19 protein-coding genes are annotated in these 26,526 nt (G+C 50.3%); 12 read left to right on the top strand and 7 right to left on the bottom strand.

The annotated features are described in order from the left end of the window. Positions 1-40: 40 nt before the first annotated feature. Both IKB43_06510 and IKB43_06505 read left to right on the top strand, forming a co-directional pair. Positions 41-1,912, top strand: coding sequence for a GGDEF domain-containing protein (locus tag IKB43_06510; protein MBR2469787.1), 1,872 nt, complete (start codon positions 41-43; stop codon positions 1,910-1,912). Then, positions 1,909-3,564, top strand: a complete 1,656-nt coding sequence (locus tag IKB43_06505; protein MBR2469786.1) for an EAL domain-containing protein — start codon at positions 1,909-1,911, stop codon at positions 3,562-3,564. Before IKB43_06510 ends, IKB43_06505 begins: the two co-directional genes overlap by 4 nt. Here the strand turns inward: IKB43_06505 and IKB43_06500 are convergent. The 7 genes from IKB43_06500 to IKB43_06470 form a co-directional block, all read right to left on the bottom strand. Then, entirely contained in the window at positions 3,561-5,159 is a 1,599-nt protein-coding gene (locus IKB43_06500) for a hypothetical protein (protein ID MBR2469785.1), read from the bottom strand. The genes IKB43_06505 and IKB43_06500 overlap by 4 nt on opposite strands. Next, positions 5,156-6,364 carry a hypothetical protein gene (locus IKB43_06495; protein ID MBR2469784.1) on the bottom strand — a complete coding sequence of 403 codons (1,209 nt, stop codon included), beginning with the start codon at positions 6,362-6,364 and terminating at the stop codon, positions 5,156-5,158. The genes IKB43_06500 and IKB43_06495 overlap by 4 nt, the downstream gene beginning before the upstream one ends. Positions 6,365-6,377: 13 nt before the next feature. Beyond that, positions 6,378-7,328 (bottom strand): hypothetical protein, encoded by a 951-nt coding sequence (locus IKB43_06490; protein ID MBR2469783.1) that lies wholly within the window; start codon positions 7,326-7,328, stop codon positions 6,378-6,380. Between the two features lie 60 nt (positions 7,329-7,388). Further along, positions 7,389-9,359 (bottom strand): AAA family ATPase, encoded by a 1,971-nt coding sequence (locus tag IKB43_06485; protein MBR2469782.1) that lies wholly within the window; start codon positions 9,357-9,359, stop codon positions 7,389-7,391. Continuing rightward, entirely contained in the window at positions 9,359-12,985 is a 3,627-nt protein-coding gene (locus tag IKB43_06480; protein ID MBR2469781.1) for a UvrD-helicase domain-containing protein, read from the bottom strand. Before IKB43_06480 ends, IKB43_06485 begins: the two co-directional genes overlap by 1 nt. Then, positions 12,972-16,517, bottom strand: coding sequence for an exodeoxyribonuclease V subunit gamma (locus IKB43_06475; GenBank protein ID MBR2469780.1), 3,546 nt, complete (start codon positions 16,515-16,517; stop codon positions 12,972-12,974). The genes IKB43_06480 and IKB43_06475 overlap by 14 nt, the downstream gene beginning before the upstream one ends. A 103-nt stretch (positions 16,518-16,620) precedes the next feature. Beyond that, positions 16,621-17,637 (bottom strand): hypothetical protein, encoded by a 1,017-nt coding sequence (locus IKB43_06470; protein ID MBR2469779.1) that lies wholly within the window; start codon positions 17,635-17,637, stop codon positions 16,621-16,623. Positions 17,638-17,841: 204 nt separating this feature from the next. Here IKB43_06470 and IKB43_06465 point away from each other — a divergent pair, with 204 nt between their 5' ends. The 10 genes from IKB43_06465 (at position 17,842) to IKB43_06420 (ending at position 26,330) form a co-directional block, all read left to right on the top strand. After that, positions 17,842-18,105 carry a chorismate mutase gene (locus IKB43_06465; GenBank protein MBR2469778.1) on the top strand — a complete coding sequence of 88 codons (264 nt, stop codon included), beginning with the start codon at positions 17,842-17,844 and terminating at the stop codon, positions 18,103-18,105. After that, positions 18,102-19,277 carry a prephenate dehydrogenase/arogenate dehydrogenase family protein gene (locus tag IKB43_06460; protein MBR2469777.1) on the top strand — a complete coding sequence of 392 codons (1,176 nt, stop codon included), beginning with the start codon at positions 18,102-18,104 and terminating at the stop codon, positions 19,275-19,277. The genes IKB43_06465 and IKB43_06460 overlap by 4 nt, the downstream gene beginning before the upstream one ends. Next, entirely contained in the window at positions 19,277-20,677 is a 1,401-nt protein-coding gene (locus IKB43_06455; protein ID MBR2469776.1) for a 3-phosphoshikimate 1-carboxyvinyltransferase, read from the top strand. Before IKB43_06460 ends, IKB43_06455 begins: the two co-directional genes overlap by 1 nt. Positions 20,678-20,686: 9 nt before the next feature. Next, positions 20,687-21,571, top strand: a complete 885-nt coding sequence (locus IKB43_06450) for an NAD(+)/NADH kinase (protein ID MBR2469775.1) — start codon at positions 20,687-20,689, stop codon at positions 21,569-21,571. A gap of 339 nt (positions 21,572-21,910) precedes the next feature. Beyond that, positions 21,911-23,491, top strand: a complete 1,581-nt coding sequence (locus IKB43_06445; GenBank protein MBR2469774.1) for a hypothetical protein — start codon at positions 21,911-21,913, stop codon at positions 23,489-23,491. 1 nt (position 23,492) lies between these two features. After that, positions 23,493-24,080 carry a hypothetical protein gene (locus IKB43_06440; protein MBR2469773.1) on the top strand — a complete coding sequence of 196 codons (588 nt, stop codon included), beginning with the start codon at positions 23,493-23,495 and terminating at the stop codon, positions 24,078-24,080. A gap of 11 nt (positions 24,081-24,091) precedes the next feature. Next, positions 24,092-24,553 carry an RDD family protein gene (locus IKB43_06435; GenBank protein ID MBR2469772.1) on the top strand — a complete coding sequence of 154 codons (462 nt, stop codon included), beginning with the start codon at positions 24,092-24,094 and terminating at the stop codon, positions 24,551-24,553. Positions 24,554-24,594: 41 nt separating this feature from the next. Further along, positions 24,595-25,389 carry an NERD domain-containing protein gene (locus tag IKB43_06430; GenBank protein MBR2469771.1) on the top strand — a complete coding sequence of 265 codons (795 nt, stop codon included), beginning with the start codon at positions 24,595-24,597 and terminating at the stop codon, positions 25,387-25,389. Between the two features lie 171 nt (positions 25,390-25,560). Next, the gene (locus IKB43_06425; GenBank protein ID MBR2469770.1) at positions 25,561-25,779 is read left to right on the top strand and encodes a hypothetical protein; all 219 of its coding nucleotides are present in this window, start codon (positions 25,561-25,563) and stop codon (positions 25,777-25,779) included. Next, on the top strand, positions 25,761-26,330 hold the full coding sequence (locus IKB43_06420; GenBank protein MBR2469769.1) for a GNAT family N-acetyltransferase: 570 nt from the start codon (positions 25,761-25,763) through the stop codon (positions 26,328-26,330). The genes IKB43_06425 and IKB43_06420 overlap by 19 nt, the downstream gene beginning before the upstream one ends. Positions 26,331-26,526: the final 196 nt, after the last annotated feature.

Genomic DNA, 26,526 nt, shown 5'->3' with positions numbered 1-26,526 from the left:
GAGTAAACTAATGATTTTAAAGGTATCTTCTATATGATGCTTGCCCGGCGGTAGCGAGATGAAACAGTTCCAGTTTGATTACCACAGTATCACGTCCCTGACTCGGGATCTCGAAAAGGTTCGCCTTTGGTACAAGTCAAAGAGCTGTTCTAATGTTGTTTTCCAGATATATTCCGATTCCCTGGACCGGGGGCAGATGGAACTGGTCAGCAATGTCATCACAAGGACCATCCCCCACGCCATCTGCATGGGTTGCTCCACCAATGGAAACATCGTAGAAGGGAGGCTTTCCTCTGCTACCATATCCATTGTCTGTACCATCTTGGAAAAGCCCACTACGAAGGTGAAGCTTCTGCAGTACACCCTGAATGGCGAAACGGCGCTGGAGGTGGTGGAAAATATCAAGCGGGAAGTCCGGGAAAACTCCTGGGTCAAGGGGGTGGAGCTGCAACTGACTATTCGGGGCATGTCCCTGTCGCCTCTTTGCGATGCACTGCACGATGTAGATGAGTCAATTGCCATTTTTGGCGGAGGTGCCTTTAACCCGGACCTGTCCAAGAACGATGCCTGCGTCTTTTCGAATGTAGGGGGGTATTCGGAACGGGGAATCCTTGTCCTTTTGATAGGAGGCGAAGACTTACATATCTACACCACGCATATCGCTGGCTGGAAACCCCTCGGCAGGGAGTTCCTGGTAACAAAGGCGCAAAATGCCCTGCTGTTTGAACTGGACGGCAAGCCCGCTTACGAAATCTATTACCGCTATTTGAAAATCTTGAATGACGAACATTTTTTCGCCAATACGCTGGAATTCCCCTTCTTTTACAAGCACAACGGCATAGATATTCTCCGGGCCCCTGTTCATTGCAACGAAGACGGCACTCTGGTTATGACGTCGGACATTGACGAGAATGTCAAGGCCCGCCTTGCCTATGGCGACCCCTGGACAATCTTGGACTGTATTCGCAAGGATGGTAAAAAAATAGGGGAGTTCAAGCCCGATATCATCAAGGTCTTTTCCTGTGCGGCCCGTCGTTCTTTTTGGGGAAAAGAAGAAATCAGCAACGAAACTCTTCCGTTTCAGAGTATCGCCCCTACATCGGGCTTTTACACCGCCGGCGAATTTTTGAGGACTAACGGTTTTGTAAACCAGCACAACGTGACGCTGGTGATTGCCGCCATGCGTGAAGGCGATGGCGACGATAGTCACAAGTTTGATATGGCGGAGGACTCGTTCTCGGGCCAGGTTTCCATGATTAACCGCCTTGCCACCTTTATCGATGCTGCCACTCAGGAACTGGCGCAGGCAAATGCGAAGCTGTCCCTGATGGCCATTACGGACCCCCTTTCGCACTTGTTCAACCGTGGTGAAATCCAGCGCTGCATCAAGGAATGTATAGCGGAGAAAACGCCTGCGTGCCTTGTGATGATGGATATTGACGATTTCAAGAAGATTAACGATACCTACGGCCACAAGGAGGGGGACAACGTCATTATCGGCATCTCCAACGTCTTGAAAAAGACGGTGGATGAAACGGGGCTTTCGGAAATAGACTCGTCGGATTACAGGGTGATGGAGGACGACGATGATTTTGATGAAACCAGCCGTGGACTGCGGGAATCGATTTTAACGGTGAAATCGCCTATTGGTCGTTGGGGCGGCGAAGAATTTATGGTGCTTTTGCGTGAGACGCCTATTGAAAAGGCTCTTGATTTTGCAGAAAAAGTTCGCAAGGCCTTCAATGAAATGGAGTTCGAAAAGGCGGGTCACCGTAGCGTAAGCGTTGGCGTGGTGAAAATCCAGGAGGGCGAATCTGCCGACTCGGCCTATGTCCGTGTGGACCAGGCCCTTTACAAGGCCAAGGAAAATGGACGAAACCAGGTGTTTTACGCACAAGGAGGCGAAAGATGAACGATGGTATAAAAACGCGGATAGATTCCCTGTTCGACGCCTTCTCCGTGCTGGCCAATGGAGCCTACACCTATGTGACCCATATCGAATCGGGGATAACCAGGTGGTCCAAGGATGCCGTTGATTATTTCGGCTTGCCTTCTGAATACATGAAGGACGCGCTCCTTGTTTGGATGAGGAATATACATCCGGAAGACTTGCCTGCATTCAAGGAAAGCGTGAAAAATGTTTATGACCGGAATGCGGGTAATCACCATGAGCAGTATCGTATCAAAACCAAGAACGGTCGCTACATCGTGTGTACCTGCCGGGGAGTGCTCGTTAGGGACGAGAACGGGACTCCCGAATTCTTTAGCGGAACAATCAGGAATAACGATGCCCTGAGCTATTTCGACGATGTGTCCAATTCCCGGAGCCTTTACGGCTTTATGGACGATTTGCGTTCTTCGACCTGGAAGGGCGAGAAAATCCAGATTATGATGCTGGGGCTTTTGGATTTTTCGCACCTGAATGAAATTTACGGCTACACCTTCGGGAACCGGGTGCTGCAGGAATTCGCCAAGATGATCAAGGTGGAAGCTTTTGATATGGGAGAGTGGTACCGCATGGACGGCACCAAGTTTGCCATCGTGTGCAAGAACGCCACCTCCGAAGACCTCAAGAATCTTTACAAGCGAATACAGTATAATTGCATTCACGACCTGATAGTGGACGGCCAGCATGTGGTGCTTTCTTTTGTGGCGGGCGCCATCAACCTGGAACGGTTTGACGTGTCTGTAGAAACGGTTTATTCGTGTCTCCGTTTCGCCTATTATGAGTCCAAGATTAACCATCTGGGCGAACTCTATGTGCTTAAGAACAGCGTCAGCGAAGACAAACGTTTTGCCATTGAGCGCCTGAACGTTATCCGCAATAGTATCGTGAACAACTGCGAGGGATTTTTCCTCTGTTACCAGCCTATCGTAGATGCAGAAACCGAGATGATTACCGGAGCGGAATCCCTGATCCGCTGGAAAAATGACGAATATGGAATCGTGTCTCCGCTAGAATTCGTGGAGGTGCTGGAGCGTGACAATCTTTTCCCGGAACTTGGCCGGTGGATTTTGCGCACGGCGCTGAAAGATGCGAAGAGGTTCCTTAGGCGTTATCCGGGATTCGTGGTGAACGTGAACCTGTCCTATACCCAGCTGGAAAATCGTGATTTTGTAGAAGACGTGCTGGCCATTCTCAAGGAGACGGGGTATCCGCCCCAGAATCTCTGCCTTGAAATTACGGAGCGCTGCCGTATGCTAGACATTTCGCTCTTGAAGGAGATATTTACGGCCCTTCGGGAGCATGGCGTCAAGGTGGCTCTGGACGATTTCGGCACGGGGTTCAGTTCCCTCGGAATCTTGCGGGAACTGCCCGTATCTACGGTGAAAATTGATCGGAGCTTTGTCATAAACATAGAGAAGGATTCTTCGGACCAGAACACGGTGCGGTTCATTTCGGAGCTGGCCAATTCCTTCTCCTCGTCGGTGACGGCAGAAGGTATCGAGACTGCCGAAATGCGGGATTACTTGCTCCTTTTCAAGATCAAGAACTTGCAGGGGTATTACTATTCCAAGCCGCTTCCGGTGAAGGATTTTATGGAAAAGTATATCGAGGCTTAATGCTTTTTCTCTTCGCCTGTTGAATAAAGGGAGTAGGTCGGCATTGAAACGGTCAAGCCGACATAGGCTCCGTTCGAATTTTGATAGGCGTTGGTCCATTTTCGGTGGGCGATGCTGACCCAGCCGATATCCAGGTTCATGACGTCCCCTAGCGAGATATAGCCGCCCAGCATGAGGGTGGGTCTATCCGGGTGGAAAAAGAAATGCCCCCTGGCGCCAAATTCGACGTCTCTTCCGAATGCCATTTCTGCCATGGCCACCGGGGCAAAGTAAAAATCGAGCAGCTTGTATTCCGGCTCAGACTCGTTGCTGTAGGCTTCCTTTTCTCGGGTTCTTTCTGATACTAGCCATGAAAGTGCTACGCCGGTACCAATTCCGATAACTCCAGCTCTGCCGTAGTAACGCAACTTGACCGTCATGGGCCAGGTGAACATTTCGGTGGAGTCTGGATTGATGGTTCCTTCAAATTCCTGTTTTAGTTCCTGAGAGACGCTCAAGAAACTCATGACAAAACCGGTATTGAACTGAAAATAAAAGCCGTAATCCCGCACTTTGGGCCCTTCGTTAATATTGGTATTCTGGTCGGATGTGTAGTCTGAGGCCGGCTCGTTTTCTTCATAGCTGTAATTGTAGGTCTGAACCTTGGTTGGCTTTTTGTATTTGCCCCAGACGATATGTCCTTCGAGCCCCTTCCTGATTTTTCGGTCGGAATAAATCTGTTTGCCGATGTATCGCTCCGAAGGCAACTCTAGGTACATGGTAGAATTGCTGTGGGGCGTCTGGAGCAGAAGGGTTCCCAATTTTACGTCTTCGTCTACGCTGTATATGAACAGCTCCTTGCCGTTCAGCGTGTATGTGGCAGAAAATCCCTTCTTTAGATATATGTCGAAGTCTTTTTTATTTGACGTGAGCTTGAATTCCAGGTATTCTCCCTCTGAGTTGCTTTTCATTTTATCTATGAACAGGGGGGCAAGCTGGTTCCTGTCATTGTTGCGGAACAAGACCTCTTGGCAGGCTTCGTACCACAAGGACACCTGCTGGTTCCAGGCTCCGGACTTCTGAGGGTCCTTATCGACTTCAAAGTAATAAGCGACTTCTACGCCATCGGAGAGAGGCTCCGGCGATGCCTGGCCTTCCATTTTTAGCCATTGCTCCGGGCTCCAGCCGTGCAATGGCATGGCCTTGTAGCAAGTTTCTATGGCTTCTCGCTTGTCCTTGATGCTGGCGACAAGCCTTGTCCCGCTGAGGCGGATTTCTCCGGTAAGTTCCTGGTAATGGTTTTCGAATTCGGGGAGAGTTACCCTGTAAAAAGAATCGCAGTCGCTGTCCAGTTCTTCGGATAGGGAAATCTCGCTACAGCGGTCGTTCATTTCTTGGATTTCTTGGGCCTCGCTCCACAGGTCGGTGAGCTTTTGGCGTGTTCCATAATCTAAATCATCTCGATCCCTGTAAGTTTGCAACTGCTTTAATTTTGACTGGATTTCTTCTTTTGAAATGGTCGAAAGAAGAATGGAAGGTTCTGCCATCGAAAAGATTGGGAGGCAGAGAACTACGGTCCCCATAAACTGGAAAATCTTTTGGCTTATCCATTTCATGGGCAAACCTCAAGAGTTTCGATACAGTTACCCAGGTCCATCTTTTTCAGGGCGTTGGTCTGGGCTTCGTCTTTTGTCCTGCCTGCTCCAGTTCCGCTCCACTTGCATTCCCTGGTTCCCGCCGAAAGGGAAAGGCTGACCTTGTAGCTGGTGATGTTCTTCAGAGTGCGTTCGGAAGTAGACTTGATACGGACGGTGACTGTTTGGGCGCTCCTGTCTTGCACCACCTGGCCGAAGTGTTTTGAAATCTGGTCGGCTACGGCGGCGCAAGCCGACGGCCCTTGGTTACAGGCAAGATTTAGCGGGCATACAGGAGAAGAAACCTGGTAGGGAACCTTGGTTGCTATGAGGCCCGCGAGGTTGCGCTGGTTTGCAGAAATGGCCGGATGGATGAGGATTTCGCCGGAACCGCGGGTCAGGTTGCTTGCCGGAATTTGGAAGGTGGCTGCACCTTGGGCGTCGGTAGCGGCATTTGCAAGGGCTTTTCCGCCGTTTTCGATAAGGAGTGGAAAATTGGGGATTGGCCCCTTGGGGCCCGCTACGGTTACGGTTAGGAGAAAGCTCGATTTCGGGCCGAGTTCTTGCGGGTTGCCTTCTTTTGATACGGAAATCTGGAGCTGCCGTAGGGCCTGAGTCAGAGCCTGCTGTATGGCGGCGGATTCCGTCTTGAGCCGCATGGAGTTGTCCAGAGGAGTGTATAAGGACATTTCCTCCAGGATGGGCTCTTGGGATTTTACGATTCCTGGGATTGTGGCGAGCTGTCGGTCCGTTTCGACAAAACGCTGTTCTGCAAGGGCCTGCCTTGCTTTGGTTTCCGTTTCGTTGATTGTGCGCTGGAGGGTTTCCAGCTTGAACCTGTACTTGGAAAGAAGTTCGTCCAGGTCCAGGGTGGCGGTGGCTCCGAAACGCTTGCCGTCCTTGGGTAGAACCTGAATGCGGATGCCGTTTAGAAGCAAGTCTGATCTGGAAAAATTCTGGCTTTTGATTTTCTTTTCGATTTCGGAGTTGCCGTTGTCGGGGGTTGTTTCGCTGTGGGTTACGCTTGTGGAGGCGTCAATATGTACAGAAATCTGTTTGGCAACCCCCGCACGTGCCGCCTCCGTAGCCGCCTCCTGGGATTCTTCGGAATAGCCGGTCCAGGAAATAACCTTGGCCGAAACGGCTATGGCAAAAACGAAGAAAATGAGGAGGACTTTCGGAAACATGGGGAATGCCGGGTTAGTTCAGTTCCAGAATGATAAGCTTGTTGACGATGTTGTTCTTCTTTGCTTGGGCAGAAGAGGAAACGGCGCTTTTGACGGCCGAATAGACGGCGTAGGCGTCCGGATAAACCTCGGGGTCTGCATAGACGATGATGTCTATGGTCCTTTCGGTTACGTTATTGACTCGAACAGACTTGAAAGTGCTTCTCAGGGAAGATATGCTCAGGTCCTGCAGGTCTTCTAGTTCCGACCCCTGGAACCTTTCGCCAATCCGGAGGACCACCTTGTACTGGACGCCCTTCTTGGCGTCTTCGTTCCAGTAAGAGAGGATTGTCTTTTCTAGGGCGGGGAGCGCTTTTTTGGCGGCAGAAATTACCAGGTAACGCTGCTTGTCCTTGCTGTTCCCGTGGTTCTGGACCATGCCAGTTTTGGAACCGAGCTGCCTGGCTGTGGAGGTTTCATAGGCGGAAAGTTCGACATTCACCATGTCGTTCTTGATAGAACCGGAGAACTTGATATAGACATCGGCGCCGAGGGCAAGCCCTGCAATGTAGGACATGTCGTCGCCGTTGCCAGAAATATCGCCCTGCATCTGGATTAGGTTGGACAGGTCTTCGGAACCTTCCAGGGAGCGCACCTCGTAGCCCTTTTCGGTAAGGTACTCGTTAATACCTTCCATGACGGCCTTGGCAAAGGGATTGTTGGAAACGACCTCCATGGGGGAGGAGCCTTTACCCGAGGCGGCGGGTAGTGCCATCAGTATGGGGCGAGAAACTCCGGAGTAAGCGGCGGTAGGGGCCGAGGTTACGGACGGGGTGCTTGCCGCAGGGCTGGTTTCGGAGTCTAGCGCGCTGTATCCTGCCCGTGCCCTGGCGCGTTCCGCGTCGTGGGATGGGGGCGCAGAGGCGCAACCGGCTATGCCTAAAAGGGCCGCGGCAAAAATTATGTAGCGACAAAGTGGTTTCATTGTTCTTCCTTGCCTCTAATATAAGTTTTCTACGGACGAATTAAGCAAAAAAAGAGATTTCTACTGGATTTCTATACCTGTATCGCGTTCGATGACCGTCTCGCAGGCGGCCTTAAAGGTTTCGGGGGTGGCGATGATGGTCAGGCTCTGTTTTTTTGTACGAGTCACACCCGTATAAAGAATCTGGCGATTCAATAACGGATGTCCCTTTCGCGTAGGCAGGAACATCATGATGTTCGGGTAGCCGGATCCCTGGGATTTGTGGATGGTAATCGCGAAGGAGGGGTCTAGGCAATCTTCTGGGAAATAGGAGAGCGGGTAGAATACAAACTGGGATTTTTTCTTGAGCATCAAGAAAAGCTGGTCATGTCTCGCGGACTGCACCACGATTCCCGTGTCGCCGTTGTACAGTTCAAATTCGCTCTGGTTGCGATTAAATATCAGGATTTGTCCCACGAACTTGGGGGCCACAGCCTGGGTAAGCGTTTCCGAGACGATTTGGTTCAATGTTTCAACGCCCCGGTTTCCTCGCCGTTCTGCCGATAGGATGCGTGACCGATTGGCCAATTCCCATAACTGGTTCCGGATTTCAAGTTGCTCGGGAGGAATGCAATCTGCAGCGATGTCCGGGTTTACGGACTGGGCAAGTTCCATAAGCGGTGAGTAGAATTTTTTTGTCCACTTGCAGACAAGGCTTTCGACTGCCCGGAGTTCCTCTCTGCGGGAGAGGGTTTTTCCCTGATTCAGGTCAAGCATGTAGATGCTGTCGGCTTGTTCCCAATAGCGCATGTGTGGTTCAAATGAAGATGCTTCGAACGGGACTATTTCGCCCCGCTTGATTTTTCCGGCGAGTATGCCTATTTTAGAATCGTCGCCGAAACGATTGGAACGGGTGAGCTTGACCACGAAATTGCGGTTGAATTCCAGGATGTTTCCAAGTACCGCGCCTGCATCGACGGAGGGTAGCTGGTTCGGGTCTCCAAGGATGAACAGCTTGAAGTTCCCGCTGGGGGGGAGAGCCTGGAGGAAGGCGGCAAAGAGCGAGATGTCAATCATGCTGGCTTCGTCAATGATGTAGATGGCCTGCTCAGGAAGCGGATTGCCAGAATTGAATGTGAATCCGCCCTTTGCAATACTGTATTTCAAGAGCCTATGGAGTGTACTGCTCGAAGCCTTTGTCAATTTTTCTAAAATGCGGGGGTGTTCCTTCTTTTTCGAATCCGAAATTTCGCGCAGGGTATCTTCCATGCTTTCGGCGAGACGGTCCGCTGCCTTGCCGCTGGGGGCCGCCATGTACAAATCCCAGTTTAGGTAATTGGCGTCACATTCAAAGAGTTTCCACAGCAAAAAACCGATAACGGTTGTCTTTCCAGTGCCGGGACCGCCCGTAATAATCAGATTCTGCTTTGCGCCTCGGGTGATAACTTCGATTTGACGGTCGTCAAAAACAATAGGGGAACCTTCGCGCAAAAGCCCCTGAACGAATTGCTTTGTCTGTTCCCCGTCGTTGCTACCAAGTGTAACTTCCTTAAAGAATCCCGACTTGAAGATGTTTTCGATATGGCCTTTGTCTTCAAGGTGCTTGGCCGAAATGAGATAACAGCCATTGGTCGTTTGCTGAATGCATAGGGGAGTTGATTCCTTTCCAACAATTTGCGCATAGTTCCCCGAAAGCAAGTCCTTCACGCCATTCCTGATGACTGACGAAAAGATTTCCGCCGCCGCGTAAGGTTCCTGCCGCTTGATGCCTTTCAACGTATCCCGGCTTTCTGCTTGCACAACGAGACCATCCCATTTTTGTTTCCATTTGGCGAAAAGGCGTTCGGAATCGAGGGGGATACGGGTGTTGCCGTCTTCCAGCAGGGAGAGGTAGATGTATAGTACTTTCTGCGCGTCGCCCGAAAGGTGCGGTCTTTGCTGCAGGTCGCAGAGCAGATTGTGCATTTTTTCGGCGATAGGGGAAATTCCGCGCATTTCGCGGAGCAAGGAGTAAAACTCAGCTGTAGTTTCGCAGATGTTCGTATTTTCCATTATGCAGTCTCCTTTGCACTGCGCCCCATGAGTGTGGCTATGTTGCGGTAGCTCCTTTCGAGATCGGCATAGCATTTCCACGTTTGACAATAAATACCGTTGCTGGTATTTGCATGGGTGCCTCGGGCCAGGGCGTAGTAGATTCCGCCAAAATGCCGCTCGTAAATATCTTCTTCACTCATGTTGCCGTAGAACTGCCTGAGCCATTTTATGAGCAGGTAGCTATAGAGGACCCGTTGCACAGAATACTCGTCCGTTATTTTTTGAGAGAGGGCGTCCTTGTCGCTGTAGTCGGCGTCGTCCATTACGTCCGATTTCCAGTCTAGAATGGAGTAATAGTCTTCACCATCATCGCCCTTCCGAACGAACATCAGGTCGATAAATCCCTTGCAGAGAATATTAACCCAGTTGGACTTGTCCGAATGGTGGGCGTCTAAATGAAATCCCATTTCGGCCCGACGATTGCTTGCGGGCAAAGTCTTGAGTCGGAAAGTCTTTCCGGTCGCCTCGCTTCCGTGAATTTCGGGAAGTTCCGCATTCATTGTGTTCCAGATAAAGCCGGCTGTGAGGCTGCTCCATTCGGGATGTTCCTGGATATGGATGGAATTTCCCAGATAGATTCGGATTATCAGGTTGCTAAGTTCTTCATCGTTGCGGGCGGCATCTTCGTCGGGCAAGTTGCCAATACGTTCAAAATCCAGGTTTTCAAAAACCTTATGTAATGCGTCGCCCAAGTTGGCTCCGCGGGGATAGTTTGGAAGGCTCGAAATGGGCGCCGTCCTGTCGTAGTTGTTGCAGGGAATCACCAGCGAAGAGGCTTCGTCAATTACGATGCTCGCATTTTCACGAGAAAGAGGAGCAACTCCGGCATCTTGGTCATCACGGCCCGAGACAACGGCGTCTTCGCGGTTTGTCCGGTTTCCGTCAATCGAAATATCGTCAAACTCGTTACGAGCAGTATCGGACTTGCTTTCGAGCAGTCGTTTTTTAGATGCAAGACTGGAATAGGAATACTGGTAGATGCAGGCTTCGTTTACGCTGCGCTGCAGGACTTCGAAATTGGGCAGTTCGCTTGTATCGATTTTTGCATCTTTTGAATTGTGCAATATCTGGGCGACGATATTCTTTAAATCAGGGACACTTGTTTGGGCATAGGGGTCGTCTTGTTGCTCGCGGGCGTATTTTGTTTCAGAAAGATTTGCAAGAGCACGGGCCAAAAATGCAAAAGGCTTGTTTGGGTTGATTTTCCAGTCCCCATCGCCTGCATCTTCGTGCCAGATTTTGTACCGCGGTACAATCATCAGGGACTCTGCGCGCGTATAGGCGACATAGATAAGGCGTCTCCATTCGTCGTGGTTTTCGTCTAGACTGATTCTACGGGAAACGTCGGCATCAAAACCGAAGAATTTCTTTCCTTCGAAGCTGAACGAATATGGGGCGCGTTCAGGTTTGAAATTGTCGCCCCGGAGTCCGCCCGTAATAATCGCGATAGGGAATGCGAGCCCTTTTGACGCATAAATTGTCATAAGGCTTACCGCATCAAAATCGCTGCCTTTCGCTACAAGGTTGCCATCGGTATCATCCACGTCTTCGGAAGCATTCGCAAGTCCCTGCAGGTGCTTTATGGTTTCTTCAAGGGAAACGTGGTTGTTGTATAGAAAATCGAAAATGTAGGTCCCGATTTGCTTGATTTTTGCCAGCTGCTGCAAGGTCGCAGGCGTACTCAGATACTTGTCTATTTCGGTTTCCTGGTAAATGCTTTCTTGAAGTTCTGCCCAGCGGGACTTTGAAACCAGATGCCGCCAAGACATAAACAGTTTCATGATTCGGCTGGTCGGGTAAGTGAACGATTCGTCTTCGACGCGTTCCAGAGGCACCCTGAAAAAGTCCGTGATGAGAGCCTCGTTCAAGAATTTCCGATTCCAGCTGGAAAAATCGGGCGCATCAAGGGCTTTCAGGAACGAAATCCAGTTGGCGCATTCCCTGCCGCTGAACAGGTTCGTGTCCTTGTAACGGGCATACGGTATTCCCACCTGCGCAAGCGCGCTTTCCATGGCTGTCATTTCGCTCCGGGTACGGGAAAGAATGGCGAAATCCGAAAAGCGAACATTCCGCATTTCCTTCTTGTCCTTGTCGAAGACCTGCAATGCCGTTTTTGCGCTGTCTATAGCGCTAGGAGCGCAACACTCCACAATCTTTCTCACGGCAAAGTCGGCAAATTCGAATTCGTCGTTAATCCTTGAAATCCAGAAGGGCTTGGTCGGTTTGCCGTTCAGAGTGGGAGACTTTTTCTTGCGCTCTGCTGGGGGAACTTCCGATTTAGAAAAGTCACCCTTGTCTAAAAAGTCTTCTTTGAACAGTTCATTGCAGGCTTCAATAATTTCATCGCTGGAACGGTTGTTTGTCGAAAGTCGTCGCCCGTTTTCTCTGCCGATTTCGGAGATGGCCTTACGATACACGCCGACATCGGCTCCCTGGAACGAAAAAATAGACTGCTTGGGGTCTCCCACTACCACAATGTTGTTGTCGGGGGCGTCCAGGAAAATGGTCTTGAAGATATCCCATTGCAACTGGTTTGTGTCCTGAAACTCGTCAATGATGGCGTAGCGGTAGGTTTCCCGTAGTTTTTGCAACAGCTCGCCGTTTCCTCTCACTATGGAATCGTGGACTCCATTAATCATATCACTGAAAGACTGCGACTTGCTTTCTCGTTTGCCCTTCTGCCACAGTTCAACAAGTTCGTTCACATGGTCGCAAATGAACTGGTGATAATTGCTGAGTTTCTTTTTTTGCAGGTCTTTTTTCTGAATGTCAAAGAAAAAATCTATGGCATTGTTCAATTCATTGGTATTCCAAATGCCGCGCCAATTCTTGTCAAATTTTTTTCCGCTAAATAGCTTATCCGTTCCGTCGTATGATTTAAGCGCTTCGATGAAGTCAGAAAGCTTTACGGTGTTCTTCTTGTTCTTGAATTCTCTCTCGGCGGTAGCATCCTTATTTTCAAGCAACGTATCCCATGCGTCTTTCGCTTCTGGATACCATGTGAGAATTCCGTCAAGGGTGCTGTAATCGGGTTCAAATTGGCTTGTCCCGTGATTTTGCAGCATGAATCCGGCTGCATTCACGAAATTCTTGACGAAAGTATCCATCTTGAACTTGGGGGTGTTCAGGATTTCCTTAAAAGAAGATTCGAATGACCATCTGTCGCGTATAAGCCGCTGGATTAAGGTCTCGATACTGTCGTCCGAAACGACGTCAAGGTTGAACGAGGATCCGGCCTCATACGCAAAATCATGGAGTACTTTCTGGCAAAAAGAATGAATGGTGAATATGGGTGCCGTGTGAATGTTTTGAAGTGCCTCGCGGTAACAATCATGGTTTTCTTCGGCGAGACATTCTTCCATTTTCTGTCGGATACGGTCTCGGAGTTCTCCTGTTGCCTTGTCGGTATAGGTAACAATTAGAATCTTGGAAAGCGGAATTCCGGGTGTGCCCTTTTCACCACGAACCAGTTTCGCTACCAACTGCTGTATGGTGTAGGTCTTTCCGGTACCTGCCGAAGCATCGATATACAGGTTGTTTCCAAAATGAAAATCGTCAATATTAAAAAGTTTAATCTGGGTCATCGACTACTCCTGCGATATCTTTACCGGGTTCCCACAAGCCGGGTGTCAAATCCATAAGATCCTGGCATTCCTTTTTCCAGAGGTCCATAAAATACCTGTCGGAAAATCCGCTGACTTTCTTGATGTCGAAGTATTTCTTGCCCGCAAAGTATTTCCAGGGGGAATGGTTTTCGTCGCCAAAGGCATTGACGTAATCGTCATAGGATTCGATTTTGTTTTCTAACACCATGTCGATGGGAAGGACCTTGCTGTAACGCTCCCATACACCATTTGTATTCATCTGGACGCTAAACATTTTATGGTAAATCTGTTCAAGTAGCTGCTCGGCCGTAGCGGGCGAAAGATCTATGCGCTTTGCCTGCCATGTTGTTTTTGAATAGACGTCTGCAAACACCTCGGGAACAGGTTGTTCTTTGCGTCCCGCTTCACGGATAAGGGCGAGGGCCTGGATGTAGCCCGCTAAAAAATGATACTGATGGATATTGGCACCTGCGGTATCAATCAAATGTATTTGGTGTGCATTTTGTGCCATAAGCGGGATGCTTCCGAGAAGCGTCCAGCCCTTCATTTTGAGTTCTACGGACCGCCTGCCGTACTGGAATGCCGGTTTCGGGTAGTTACATTCTATAAGGTATGCGAGATTGTTGATTTCGTCGCGAATTTCGCTCCAAGAACGTTCACCGAAAGTTCCTTTGGGCAGGAGTCCCTTGGAGATGGCGTAGTTGCGTATGTTTTCTTCGGTTTTCAAGTAATCGTTTTCGAAAACTCCCAACTTTTGCGCCAGGAGCATACGTCGAATGATGGTTTCCTGCAGATGGTCGATATGGATTGGCTCGAACTCCGTTTTTTCGGGATCCTCCTTTTCGTCTTCGATATGCATCATCTGGGCGACGCGGAATTCAAAGGGGTCCTTGAGGAATTCCTTGAACTGGTAGATGCTCGCCTGTTCGGGGAGCCGCGGGTCTTCGCCGTCGGCTTCGCTAGGCGTGAAATTCGCGACGGTGGTGCTGTCGCCAAATTCCAGTTGAGCCTTCTTGTTACGGATTTCACGACGGGTGTACAGGTCTTTCCATGGCCGTGTTTCGTCAAGAGGCACGTTTTCGTCGGGCCAAAGTTCCTTGAGAACAGATTTCTCTTTTATGCCGGACGCCTTGACCGCATTTCTCAAGAAGTTGCGGATGTCGTTCACGATAGACGAAGGGTAGAAGTCTTCGTCTTTTTGCAGGTCCTTGTTGACGTAACTGATAAAGAACCCTTCCGCGGCACTCATGAGTTGGCAGAGGAATGCGTAACGGTTTCGGCTTACGACCGTGTCGTCTCCGGGCCAGGGGCGGCAGGATTTGCGCAGGTCAAGCGTGTTTGTGTTGCGTACACCGGGGAAGTTTGCCGCATCGGCCCCCATGAAGAAGAGGTATTTTGTGGGGATAATCCGGTTGGGGGCGAATTTCATGAAGGTCAGCCCGTTGATAAACAGGTTTCCGCAACTGTATTCCGAACCTCGCGCAGCCATTAGCAAAGTCTGTGAAATACACTTGAACGAAACGGTCTTGCTGCCGGCATGATATTGACACTCAAGATTTTCACGGGCGGCAGATACCGAACGGTAGATGACGCTTTCTCCCATCAGTTCGTTGGATGGGTTTCCCATGCAAAGCCACGAATCCAGGAATTGATACAGGTTGGGAAGTTCGTCGTACGGGACTCCCGCCGTTCCCTGGTTGCACCAGTTTTCCAGCGAATCGATAGCATCGACGAACCGATAAAGGGAATTGCTGTCGGCACTGCTGATGTCGCTGTAGGGAGAAATTTCTCCATCGTCGGTGGCGACACTTCCGTAACTGAATCGGGAAAGCAAAAGCCGCCGTGTCGCCGTAATCCAGGATTCCTCGTGCCGACATTCACCGTTGTCTTCCACGATGCGGTCGCGGTAGATGTTCATGTTGGTGGCCCAGGATTCCCAGGCTGCAATCTCGTCGCCATGAATTTTTCGAACATTCTGCACCACGGGATTGCGCACCAGAGCGAAAAAGTCGGGCCTTGAAAGCCCGCCCTTTTCACGGATGGAAAAAAGGATGCCGAGTGCATTTGCCGTAAGGGAGTCGCGGGCGGCAGAGTCCACGATATTGAAGGGGACGTGAAATCCGTCGCGGGTCTGGTCGAAAACCTGGAAAATGGCTGTACGGTAATCGTCGATATTAGGCGACACGACAAGGATGTCCGCAATCGTCGCCTTTGGATTTCCTTCGGAATCCTTTTCAGAAAGCAGTTTGCAGATGCGTGAATGGAGCATTTCCACCTCGCGGATTTTCGAGGGGGCTGTGGTCACGCTGAAGGATTCGTCTTTCGCAAAGGGAATTCTGGCAAGGATACCCGCATTTTCGTTGAAAACGTTTTTGCGGTTCGCTATCATCCATTGCACGTTGTGGAGCAGTGTGTCGCAGGACGTTTCCCTATTCCGATCAACGATGGAATTGCTGTCGAACATGAAATTGTAATCGGTAGCGAGGCTCCACAGCTTGATGTTGTCGCGACCCGCCTTGCCCCAATCGCGCAGAAGCTCGTTTTCGTCTGCATCTACCGTTTCGCTTTCATCGTCGGGACTGGTGGCAAGTTTCGGGAGCGCGAGTTTCATACTCTCAAGCGGTTTGCGGGTCCCGCTGCAGTCTTCCCAGAATGCCATACACGGGTTTTGGATATACGCATAGACCTGGTTGCCTTTCGCGAATTCCTGCAAGATGACGCGGTAAAACTGTCCCATGCCCGAAAGCCCGAAAATAAAGACAGGAAGTCCGCTTTCGTAGTGGAATTTTACACTGCCGTCTTCCTCTTTGCAGGCCTTGTACAGGTAGGGGAGGGTGAGATAAGTGATTTCTCTTCCATTTTTTTCAGCGTATTTGTCGAATACCCGGGTTAGAAGGGACTTGTCGCCATCGCCGGCATGGAAAAGGGACGAATACAACTTACGCTGCCAGGATTCGTTTGCCGCGGCCGTCTTGTCGCGGGTAATGAAGAAATCCTTCAAGGAGCCTTGTTCCCAACAGTCGAGAATCCCCTTTGCGCTTTCGTTGGTTTCGGAATCGGCAATGAACCCGCTAGGACGGCTCGTCTCGTATTCCAGGAACAGCCCCGCCATCACGTTTGCAAAATCAAAAAGTCTGTTTTCGTCTAATTCGCCGCCGTTTTCGAGATAAGACTTGACGCTTTCGCCCAATAGTTCATAATTGCGTTTTCCGTCCGATTCCTGCTGCAGGTAAGAGATGATGACGTTCGCGAGCATGTCGGAACTTAATTTCTTTTTAGAGTCGTCTTTCCCCACCAAAATGTCGAACAAAAAGCGGTCAATGGTGCTCTTGTTCAGGTTCGCAAGCACGCCCTTCTTTTTCACCCAACGCAGGCGGAACCATTGCTCCAGTTTCGGGTCCGGGAAAATGACTACGGGGGCTTCGAATGGATTTTTCCAGACAGATGAAATCTCTTCGATCATCTCGTCGGCGAGATGTTCCAGATTCAGGGCAAATTTCAAGTGTAGCATATTCAGAATCTAAAAAAGATTTATGGTGTTCCTTCCTACATATCGTAAAAAAACGCCAAAATGTCAAAGTAGGCATAATGGCGTTTCTCCAAACGGTAGGATGTTAGAACTTTATTCGTATCACGATGGCGTTCTCAAAGTAATCGGGATTGCCGCCGATACGCCAGAGGGAAGATTCGTACCCGTAAAGATTGGGACGTGCCTTGCGGAGGATGGCTGCTCCGTTTGCCCGCAGGTAACCCGCTTTGGCTTTGCTGCGGAAACCCTTGATGACCGCTGTCAAATCCTCGATGCTTACGCTGATGGCGTTGTGGTCGTGGGGGTTGTAGGGCTCGGCCTGCACTTTGGTCTTGAGCGAGGCAAAGACATCCTGGTATTTTTGTCCGACGGCATCGGGGGCGCTGGCGAAATGGAATCCGGTTGCGCTGTTGGAAAGGTCCTTGAATTTGTCGATTCCCGCAAGCCAGGGGTGGTTGGACGCTCCCACGATTCCCATGGTAAAGTCGAAATGGCGGTCCGCGTTTTCGCTGAAATAGCGGATGAACATGGCTTCGGCTGATTCTTTTTCGGAATCGGGTTTCAGGGTGTCGCGGGCGGCGGCAAAGAGGATGGCCGCGGCGTCAGTCTCGCCTGTCGATATGGGGGCATTGTTGGCGTAAATGCGTTGGAAGTTGCTTTCGCCACGAAAACCGCCATAGACAAATGCAAACAGGGCCTCTGCCGCCACGGGCTTCAAGATGTGTAGCAAAATCGGGGTGAAATTTGCGAATACCATGGAACGGCGGTGCAGGAGTTCTGCCGCCAGAAGGCCGTCCTTTTCCTGTACGGCAAGAAGCAGCGCCCCCACGTGCAACAAAAAGGAATACTGGTTGGCGTCTAGGTTCTCTATGCTTGCGGGCAGGAAAACCGAAATTTCCGCCTGCAGGTTTGTGGGCAGGAAGGTGTACCACGAAGGTGTGAAGTAGGCGCTGCCTTCCACATTTTGCATCTGGGAAAGTTCTGCGGTCTGCGGTGTGGCCGTGCCTGCGTAGTCCAGGATGCCGGTTTCGCTACGGGAGAAGGCATGGACGGTTGCAGTTTTGGCCGTTTCGACCTTGACGTAGAAGATTTCTTTAGCCATGTTGGCCTCCTTGTTGAAGGTTGTACTGCAAATATACTTTCATTTTTGTGTCATAAAATGACATATTTTGAAATTCTGAAATTTATTTTCCGTTTAGATGTTTTTCTATGAAGTTTTTTACCAGGGAACTTTTTTCCGGGTGAAATGGCTGTTTTGGGTTGTCCAGCAGAATCACGCTCCCATCTTTTTTCTATCTTTTCCGCCATGACTATTGAAGACTGGCGCGCCCGCATAGACGCCCTGAACGGGGAACTGATCACCCTCTTGAACAAGAGGGCGTCTTTTGCCCATGAAATCGGGAAGGTCAAGAAGCAGGCGGGATTGCCGGTCCTGGACGAGGGCCGCGAAGCCCGTGTCCTGAATGCGGTGGGGGAACTTGCCCAGAAAAGTGGCGGCCCCCTGACCGAAGAGTCGGTGAAGCGCATTTTCCAGGTAATCATGGAAGAGACCCGCAAGGTGGAGGATTGATGAAACGGTTCACTCTGGTGGGTTTCGGCCTTTTGGCCAGTTCCATTGCGGCTGCGGTCAAGCAGGCCAAGTTTCCGGCCGTTATCCGTGCGGTAAGTTCTGCTGCCACTCTCAAGCGGGCCCAAGAATTGGACTTGGCCAACGAGTTTTTTGAGTACGATGCCGTAGAGGAATGGTCCAAGGACAGCGACCTGATTTTGCTGTGCGGACCCATCCTCCACATCCTAAAGACCATGGAGGCCTTGAAGAACGTCTCCTGGGCCAAAGGTGCCGATGCCTCGCGGCAGGTGCTGGTGTCCGACATCGGCAGCACCAAGGTGGAAATCTGCAAGGCTGGGGCGACCCTGCCGGCCCCCTTCCGTTTTGTGGGGAGCCACCCCATGGCGGGTTCCGAAAAGCGGACCTGCGAACACAACGACCCCGCCATTTTCGAGAACGCCTACTGGTTCGTTTGCCCGCCCGAGGGCATGCCCGAAAGCACTTACGAGCCCCTGCTTAGCCTGGTGAAGTTTTTGGGAGCTACCGCCGTGGTGTTCCCGCCGGAGCATCACGACGCCACTATGGCCTGGGTCTCCCACATGCCCCAGATGCTCAGCTCGACGCTGGCGGGGAACCTGCCGGAGCGCCTGCTTTCTCACAACTACCAGCATTACGCCGGCAGGGCCTTCCGGGACATGACCCGCATAGCCGCCTCCGGCTGGGGAATGTGGCACGACATCGCCGTCACCAACAGGAACGAGACCGTCCGGGCCCTGGAAGAGGTCCGTGCAGGACTTGACCGCACTATCCAGGCCATGAACGCCCTGAAGGTGGTGGACGGCTCGGCGCCTTCCTTACCTGCTGCCGGTGATAAACCTGCCGACGACAACTCTGTCGCCCTGGAAAAGATTTTCAAGGCCGGGAACGACGGCCGTGCAAGCTTGTTCGCCCCGGGCCGCAATGCCGCCTCCGCATTCTTCGAGATTACGGTCCAGCTGAAGGACAAGCCCGGTGCACTCCTCAGCGTGCTGGAACCGCTGGCGCAAGAAGGTATCAACGTCCGTGACGTGGAACTCATGAAGGTCCGGGAAAACGTGGCGGGCACGCTCCTGCTCGCCTTCAAGACCGAAGACGAGGCCGCCCGCGCCCTCAAGCTTTTGAAGTACCTGGATTACGAGGTGAAGGAACGGTAATGGACTTCTTTTTGAACCCCGACCGCGAACGGACGAACTTGACCCTGGTCATGGCGCTGCTGGTCAACGGCCGCACCGTGCTGGAAGATTTCTCCTGGTCGGCGGAAGGCCGCGGCTTTGCCAAGGTCCTGGAAGAATTCGGGCTTTCCTATTCCCAGCAGGGGCATGCCCTGGTGCTTACCGGCAAGGGATTCCAGTATCCCGTCCCGTCGCTACTTCCCATCGATTTCGGGGAGCGGGATTGTGTGCTTTTGTGGACTCTCGCGAGCCGCGACACGGAGCAGGTCTTTACCTTCGCCGCCGAAGAGGGCGAGGCGGGGACTGCCGCCGTGGCCCTTGCCAAAGAACGGCTCCAGTCCTATTTCAAGATTCATGTAGAATCCGACGAACCCTGCTGTTTCAAGTTCCGCTTCGATACAGCCGAGCCCGCCCTCAAGAAAGATTCCCTGGGGAGCGTTCCCTATATCATGCGGGCAAGGCTTCTGATCCGGGCCCTTGTCCGTGGTGAATTTTTGAGTTTCGAAGAAAAGACCGTTGTCCGCGACCAGTGGACCCGCATGCTCCAGTATTTCGGTGTGCCCCTCCGTTACGAGGGTCGCGGCGTGGAACAGCTTAGCGAATTTGAACGCCGCCTGCTCATGGCCCAGGGTAAGAAAGTGGAACGCACCCAGTTCACCGAAATGTCCGAGACCAAGGTGATTACGGGCCGGGACTACTACGTGCCCGGCGACTTTACCGAGGCCTGCGCGCTGGTCTTGCTCTCTACCATCGGGGCGGTGCCCAAGGGCAACCGCATCCTCATCAAGAACGTGGAACTGAACACCAGCAGGGTGGGGGCCATCAACTGCCTCAAGCGCATGGGCGCAAACATCGAGATTGTGACCCGCCGTGAAAAATACGGCGACGTGTTTGGCGACCTGGAAGTTTTCCCTGTGGATGCGGGCAAGCGCCTGCAGGGCCGCCGCTTTGGCGAAGATACCGTGGCCACCTCCATCGAGGAATTTCCTCTGTTGGCCGTGGCCGCCTGCTTTGCCGAAGGCGAAACCATTTTGCGGCTTCCCAAGGAACAGCGCAAGCAGTGGCGCCCAGTGAACGAGGCCCTGGCCGAAAACCTGCGCAAGACCGGCGTAGAGGTGGGCGTCTATGACGACGGCCTGGTGGTCCGCGGCCTCGAGAACATTACGGCCGTGCCGCAATTCGACGGCGGCAAGAATCCCCAGGTGGGCCTTGCGCTGAACGTGCTGGCCCTCGCTCTCGGCTGCGACGAGCCCGTAGGCCACACCGAAGTGGTGGAGGAACATTTCCCGGGAATCCTCAAGAAACTTTCCGACGCCATGGTGGACGAAAACGTGGAAGAACCCGGAACGGTCCCCGATGGGGTAGAGGCGCAAAAAGGGTAGGGGGAGAGCATGAAAAAGTTTTTCGAGAAAATCGGTATCGTCGGCTTCAAGGACAAGAGCGCCGACCTGGTGTCCGCCCTGGAACAGATTTCGGCGTGGGCCGAAAGCCACCCGAAGGTCTGCTTCTACGCCCTGGATTCCCTAAAGGGCCTGGTGAAAAAGCCAATCCGCGTGGTCAAGGAATCGGGACTTTCGAACATGGACCTGCTCTTGGCCATCGGCGGCGACGGCACGGTGCTTTCGGCGGCCCACATCGCCCTCGGGCACGGCATTCCCATCTTGGGAGTGAACGCGGGTCGCGTGGGCTTTTTGGCGGAGTCCCGCGTAGAGGGCCTCTCCAAGACTCTTGACGATTTGCTTGCGGGGGAGTTCTCTACCCGCGAACGCATGATGATCGATGCCGCCGTTTATAACGGACGCAAGTGCCTGTGCAAGCAGACGGTGCTGAACGAGGTCCATATCCGGGCTCACGCTCCCGACCGCATGGTGAACGTGAACGTGGTCTATAACGGCACGAACCTGACGGAATACTGGGCGGACTCCCTCTTGATTTCGACCCCTACGGGTTCTACGGCCTATAATCTGGCGGCGGGCGGGCCCATCATCCACCCGGCGACCCCTGCGGTGGTGCTTACCCCGGTGGCGCCCAGCAGCCTTTCTGTGCGGCCCCTGGTGCTTTCCCTCACCTCCAAGAAACTCCAGATTGCCTCGGCGGTGGACCGCCCCCTGGACCTGGTGTTCGATGGGCGTTTCACCTACCAGATGAACCCCGGACAGCATGTGGTTCTTGCCGAAAGCAAGGCGGTGACCACCTTTATCCGCATGCGCCATACCGGATTTGTGGGCGCCCTCCGCGAAAAGCTGGGCTGGACTGGAAAGCCGAGGCTTTCGTAAGACTGCCAAATCTACAAACGAAAAACGCAAAAAGCGAATTTTTGCTAAAAACGGCAAACAGTTGTTTGCATTTTTTTGATTTGGTGGGGGAGGCCTCCCCCTCGCTCCTGCTACGACGTCATGGCGGGCCGCGACCCGCCATCTAGCCGTATCATCCGCTTCCCCCTCTCCTAGGGGCTTGCGCCCCTAAAACCCCTTTTTTCGTGTTATTGCGAGCGTAGCCCGACCATCTTGTCATGCCCCGCTTGACGGGGCATCTCCCTTTTTCATTTTGAATAATATATATTAACGAACAACGTAGCCCAGAATTGCAAGTCGAAAGGGCTAGAAGGTGTTTTTATGCGAAAGGCGTTATTTGCAATCTTCGGAATGGCGGCAATGTTTGCCGCCTGCTCCCAGACGGTGTCGGCGTCTTCTAACGATGACGGAGAAAAAGCTTCTGCCACGGAGAGTTCGGATAGCAAGGGGACTGGCGACGGCTCGTCGGGTTCGGGTAGTTCAGAAGACGTGCTGGACAAGGACTGCGTTGGGGAACCGGGCAAGCCCTGGGACGGCACCACGGCAAAGGAATTCGCCTGCGGCTCTGGAACCAAACTGAGCCCCTATATCATCGTGACCGCCGAGCAGCTGGCAAAACTTGCCTTTATCGTCGGGGCAAACGAGAAGGAATACGAGGGCAAGTATTACAAGCTGGCCGCCGACATCAAGTTGAACGATGGCAAGGTCATCGATGACAAGGGCGCCCTGGTCGCAGATTCTAGCAAGCTCCACAAGTGGACGCCCATAGGTAATTCCAGCGTCGCCTTTACGGGCAATTTTGACGGCAACGGACACACAGTCAGCGGCATGTTCATCAATACCACGAGTTCCCATAACGGGTTGTTCGGGAATAGCAGCGGAACGGTGCAGAACGTGACGGTGGCGGATTCCTGGGTGACGGGTGGGAAGCAGACTGGTGGCATTGTTGGTTATAATGTCGGCATAGTTCAAAAAGTGACTAACTACGGCAGTGTGTCTGGCGTTGAAGATTGTGTTGGCGGAGTTGTAGGAAATTCTAATCGAAAAGACTATAGAGATAACTCTATCTTGAAGAATCTATTGAATAAGGGAATAGTTTCAGGTAAAAATAATGTTGGTGGAATAGCTGGTTGTGCCGTATATGTCACCGCAGACTCGCTGAAAAATACTGCCTCAATTGATGGATTCGGTTATGTTGGCGGTATATTTGGAGGAATTGGAAGTTCATCAAAAAATGATGTTAAATATTTAAGCAATTCAGGAAAAATAAATGGCTCTCATTTTGTAGGAGGCGTTTCAGGGAGTTGTGGCGGTAATCCCTACATTAATAACCATAGCAATACTTCATCTTATAGTTGTTTGGAAAATGGTTTTCAATGTGGATCTTTAAGCAAATCTCAAAATGAGGGTCTTGTAAAGGGTCTCTATTATGTAGGTGGAGTTTTAGGGATGGCTTGTTCTGGAACAATTTCGTTATTAGGTAATGTTGCGAATGTTGAAGGAGAATATGGGGTTGCTGGAATTGTCGGATCTGTCGCTTACATTAAATCAAGTGCTTTATACAATAGAAGCGATATTTATGGAAAAACCTATGTTGGAGGCATTTTTAGTTACAACAAAGAAGGTGTAACCAATTCCGCCTATTCCACTGGCAAAGTCGATGGCGATTCCCTTGTAGGCTTGATGATAGGCTATAACTACAATACCACCATGGCGGATTACTATTACCTGAAACAAGGCAACCAGGAACCCTTCGGCCAGAACAACGGCGGGGGCGTGGCAACTCCCAAGACCGAGACCGAAATGAAATCTGCCGATTTTGCCAAACTCCTCGGCGACGACTTTGTCTATGACAGCGGCCTGAACGACGGCTATCCCGTCCTTGCCTGGGAGAAGGAATGATATGAAATACTGTTTAAGATGTGCAAGAGAAATCGGTGAAGGACATGAAACTTGTCCTTTTTGTGGTACTCCGCAAAAAGAATTAAGAAAACAGCACATGCATTTACCAGAAGAAAAATCATCAGCAAAGGTTTATATATGTGCTGGAATCGTTGGTTTTTTGATACTCTTGCTTGTTTTGGCTGTAATTATAGAAAAGAACTCTTTTACATTCAATTCGAAGTCCAAACCCATTCAAGCAGAAGTGCTAATGCAATCAAAGACTCCTGTAACTAGCATAAGTGCTAAGCAAATCTTATCAGAATACAAAAACAACGAAATTAGAGCAGGTGAGATGTTCAATGGAAAAAGAATTGAAATTTCTGGTTGCGTTGCGAATATAGACAATACATTAGGAATTCTTTCTGTTTATATTAATTCGTGCGGTGGCCCTTTGGATATCATTGACTTTGTTCATGCTATCTTTCCCGAAAAGGAAAAGAAAAACTTGTCCATGTTAAATAAAGGCCAAAGAATTTCTGTCATTTGTACAATAAATGATGGGGGTAATATAATGGGTGTCCAAGGCGACAATTGTCTGATAAAGTAGAGGAGGTTACAATGCAAGAAGAATATGAATTGGAATATGTTGGTTTTTGGGCTCGTTTTGGAGCGACCCTGGTAGATGGTATTCTTGAATGTTTGATTACTTTCCCCATACTAACGCTTTTTTACGGATTCGATTATTGGATTAGTGAAGATTTTGTTGCTGGGCCTGTGGACTTTGTAATGAGTTATGTTTTTCCTGCTGTAGCCGTTATATTGTTTTGGTGTCTTAAACAAGCGACTCCTGGGAAAATGTTGTTGTCTGCAAAAATTGTTGACGCAAAAAGCGGGAAAGCACCGACGACAGGACAATTGGTTTTAAGGTATTTTGCATACTTTATATCCATAATTCCTTTATGTTTAGGATTTGTTTGGGTTGCGTTTGATTCAAAAAAACAGGGCTGGCACGATAAAATTGCGGGCACGGTCGTGGTGCGTCCCCGAAAGCATACGGAAGACGTGAAGTTTGAAAAATGAATTATAATTAAAAATACTTTACCCTAAGCCGCATTTTTACAATGAACAGAAAGCAACATTTTAGAACCCATGTGCAAGGGGAATCTCTTGAGAATCAAATAAATCTGTTGTATGATAAAATTACAGAAATACTTTTATTGCCAATAGTAATTTTTGTCGCAACGATTTTCATTTGGATGATTTATATTGGTCTCCTGAAAGTTGAGCTTCTTACGGTTGTTTTTCTCTTAATCCTACTAGTTGTATTCTCCATTAGAGCTTTTTTCAAAATAAAGAAGCTGCATCGACAAATTTGGCATTACAGAAAAGGCTTGGATGGTGAAAGATATGTAGGGTCCATGTTGGAGAAATTTTCCTCTAACAAGACATTTGTTTTCCATGACATAGTTTGTGAAAAGCAGAACAACGGTAAAATTGTAAAGTTTAACATAGACCATGTTATCATAAGCACAAAGGGAATATTTACAGTTGATTCTAAAAATTGGTCATTGCCTGACCGAGAATATAATCAAGCCGATTTTGTATTTAAGGATGGCGAACTCGTTGATAGTACTGGCGTATTGAAAAAAGACCTAATGGACAAGATAGATTCCCAAGGAAAATGGCTAGAAGATAAAATCTACGAATGGATTAATCAACGAATTCCCGTTTACAGGGTAGGCATAATGATTGGCGCTTATGTAAAAAACGTAAATAAAGATTTTTCAAAATTTTGGATTGTTAATGACAGCGCGTTTGCTGGATTGTTTGACAGGGAAAAAGAAAAAATGCCTATGCAAGATGTGTTGCGGATTTCTGATTCCATTCGTCGATTTGTGGAAAAACCGATAAAGTAAAAGTTTAGGGTTAAAAACGTTTAATATGCAACAGTTGTTTGCAAAATAATCGAAAAACGGGCCGACCTCTTGTTTTTGCAAAGAGGATAAAGTATATTTTAGGTAGGAACCACTAGGGGTTGCCACCCAGGCCTACGCCTGTTACCATATGGACAAAGCAAAAGAGGAACTATGGCTCGCGAAATTCGAGAGACTCCGATTTTGTACGGTGAGGATGCTCGCCGTTTTTTAGCCCGTATGCAGGAACGGCGCACCGAACCTCCAGAAATTCGTGAACGTCGTCTTCGCAATTACGAGTTCATGAAAAAAGCCTATGAGCGAGGCATGGCTAAAATGCGTGCCCGCGAAGCGGCCAATGGAGGTGATGATCCGTGTTTCAGAACGGTATAGACAAGAATAGGCTTGATTTTATTAGGCTCCGCGAGGCCAAGGCTATTAGTCATTTTGATTGCGGTGATGCCGACTTAAACGATTTCATTCTCAACCGAGCCTCGGCTTACCAAAGGCAAAAGCTTGCCGTTAGTTATGCTTGCGTTGATTCCAACGATGCAAGCAAGGTTTATGCCTATTGCAGCCTTGCAAACGACAAGGTGGCTTTGGACGATTTCAAGGACAAAACGGAATTCAATCGTTTCCGCAAGAAACGAGGGTTTCCAAACGAGAAACGGCTTAAAAGCTATCCTGCGGTCAAGTTGTGCAGGCTGGGCGTAGAAAATTCCGTCAAGGGAAAGCAAATTGGAACGACTGTCATTGATTTTATCAAGTCTATGTCTGCATTGGACAGCAATGCTGGCTGTAGGTTCCTGACGGTAGATGCCAACCTGAATGCCGTTCCTTTCTATGAAAAGAACGGTTTTGTCCGTATGAATGCCAAAGACGACAATCCGCACACTCGCCTTATGTATTTTGACCTGAATGATATTGCGGAAGACCCTGTTTGAACCTTTGTACAGGGGGAGTCTTCCCCCTTTTATGTTATAATAACTATATTTCTCGCAAACCAAGGAGTTTTTATGGCTGAAATCGGTACACCTCTTAGTTCTAGCGCCACCAAGGTTCTTTTTTGCGGTGCGGGCGAGCTGGGCAAGGAAGTCATCATCGAGATGATGCGTCTCGGCGTCGAAGTGGTCGCCGTGG

This window comes from Fibrobacter sp. (assembly GCA_017503015.1).
Classification (GTDB): Bacteria; Fibrobacterota; Fibrobacteria; order Fibrobacterales; family Fibrobacteraceae; genus Fibrobacter.
Note: the sequence above shows the minus strand (reverse complement) of the source record. Positions and strands in the feature narration are given on the sequence as shown.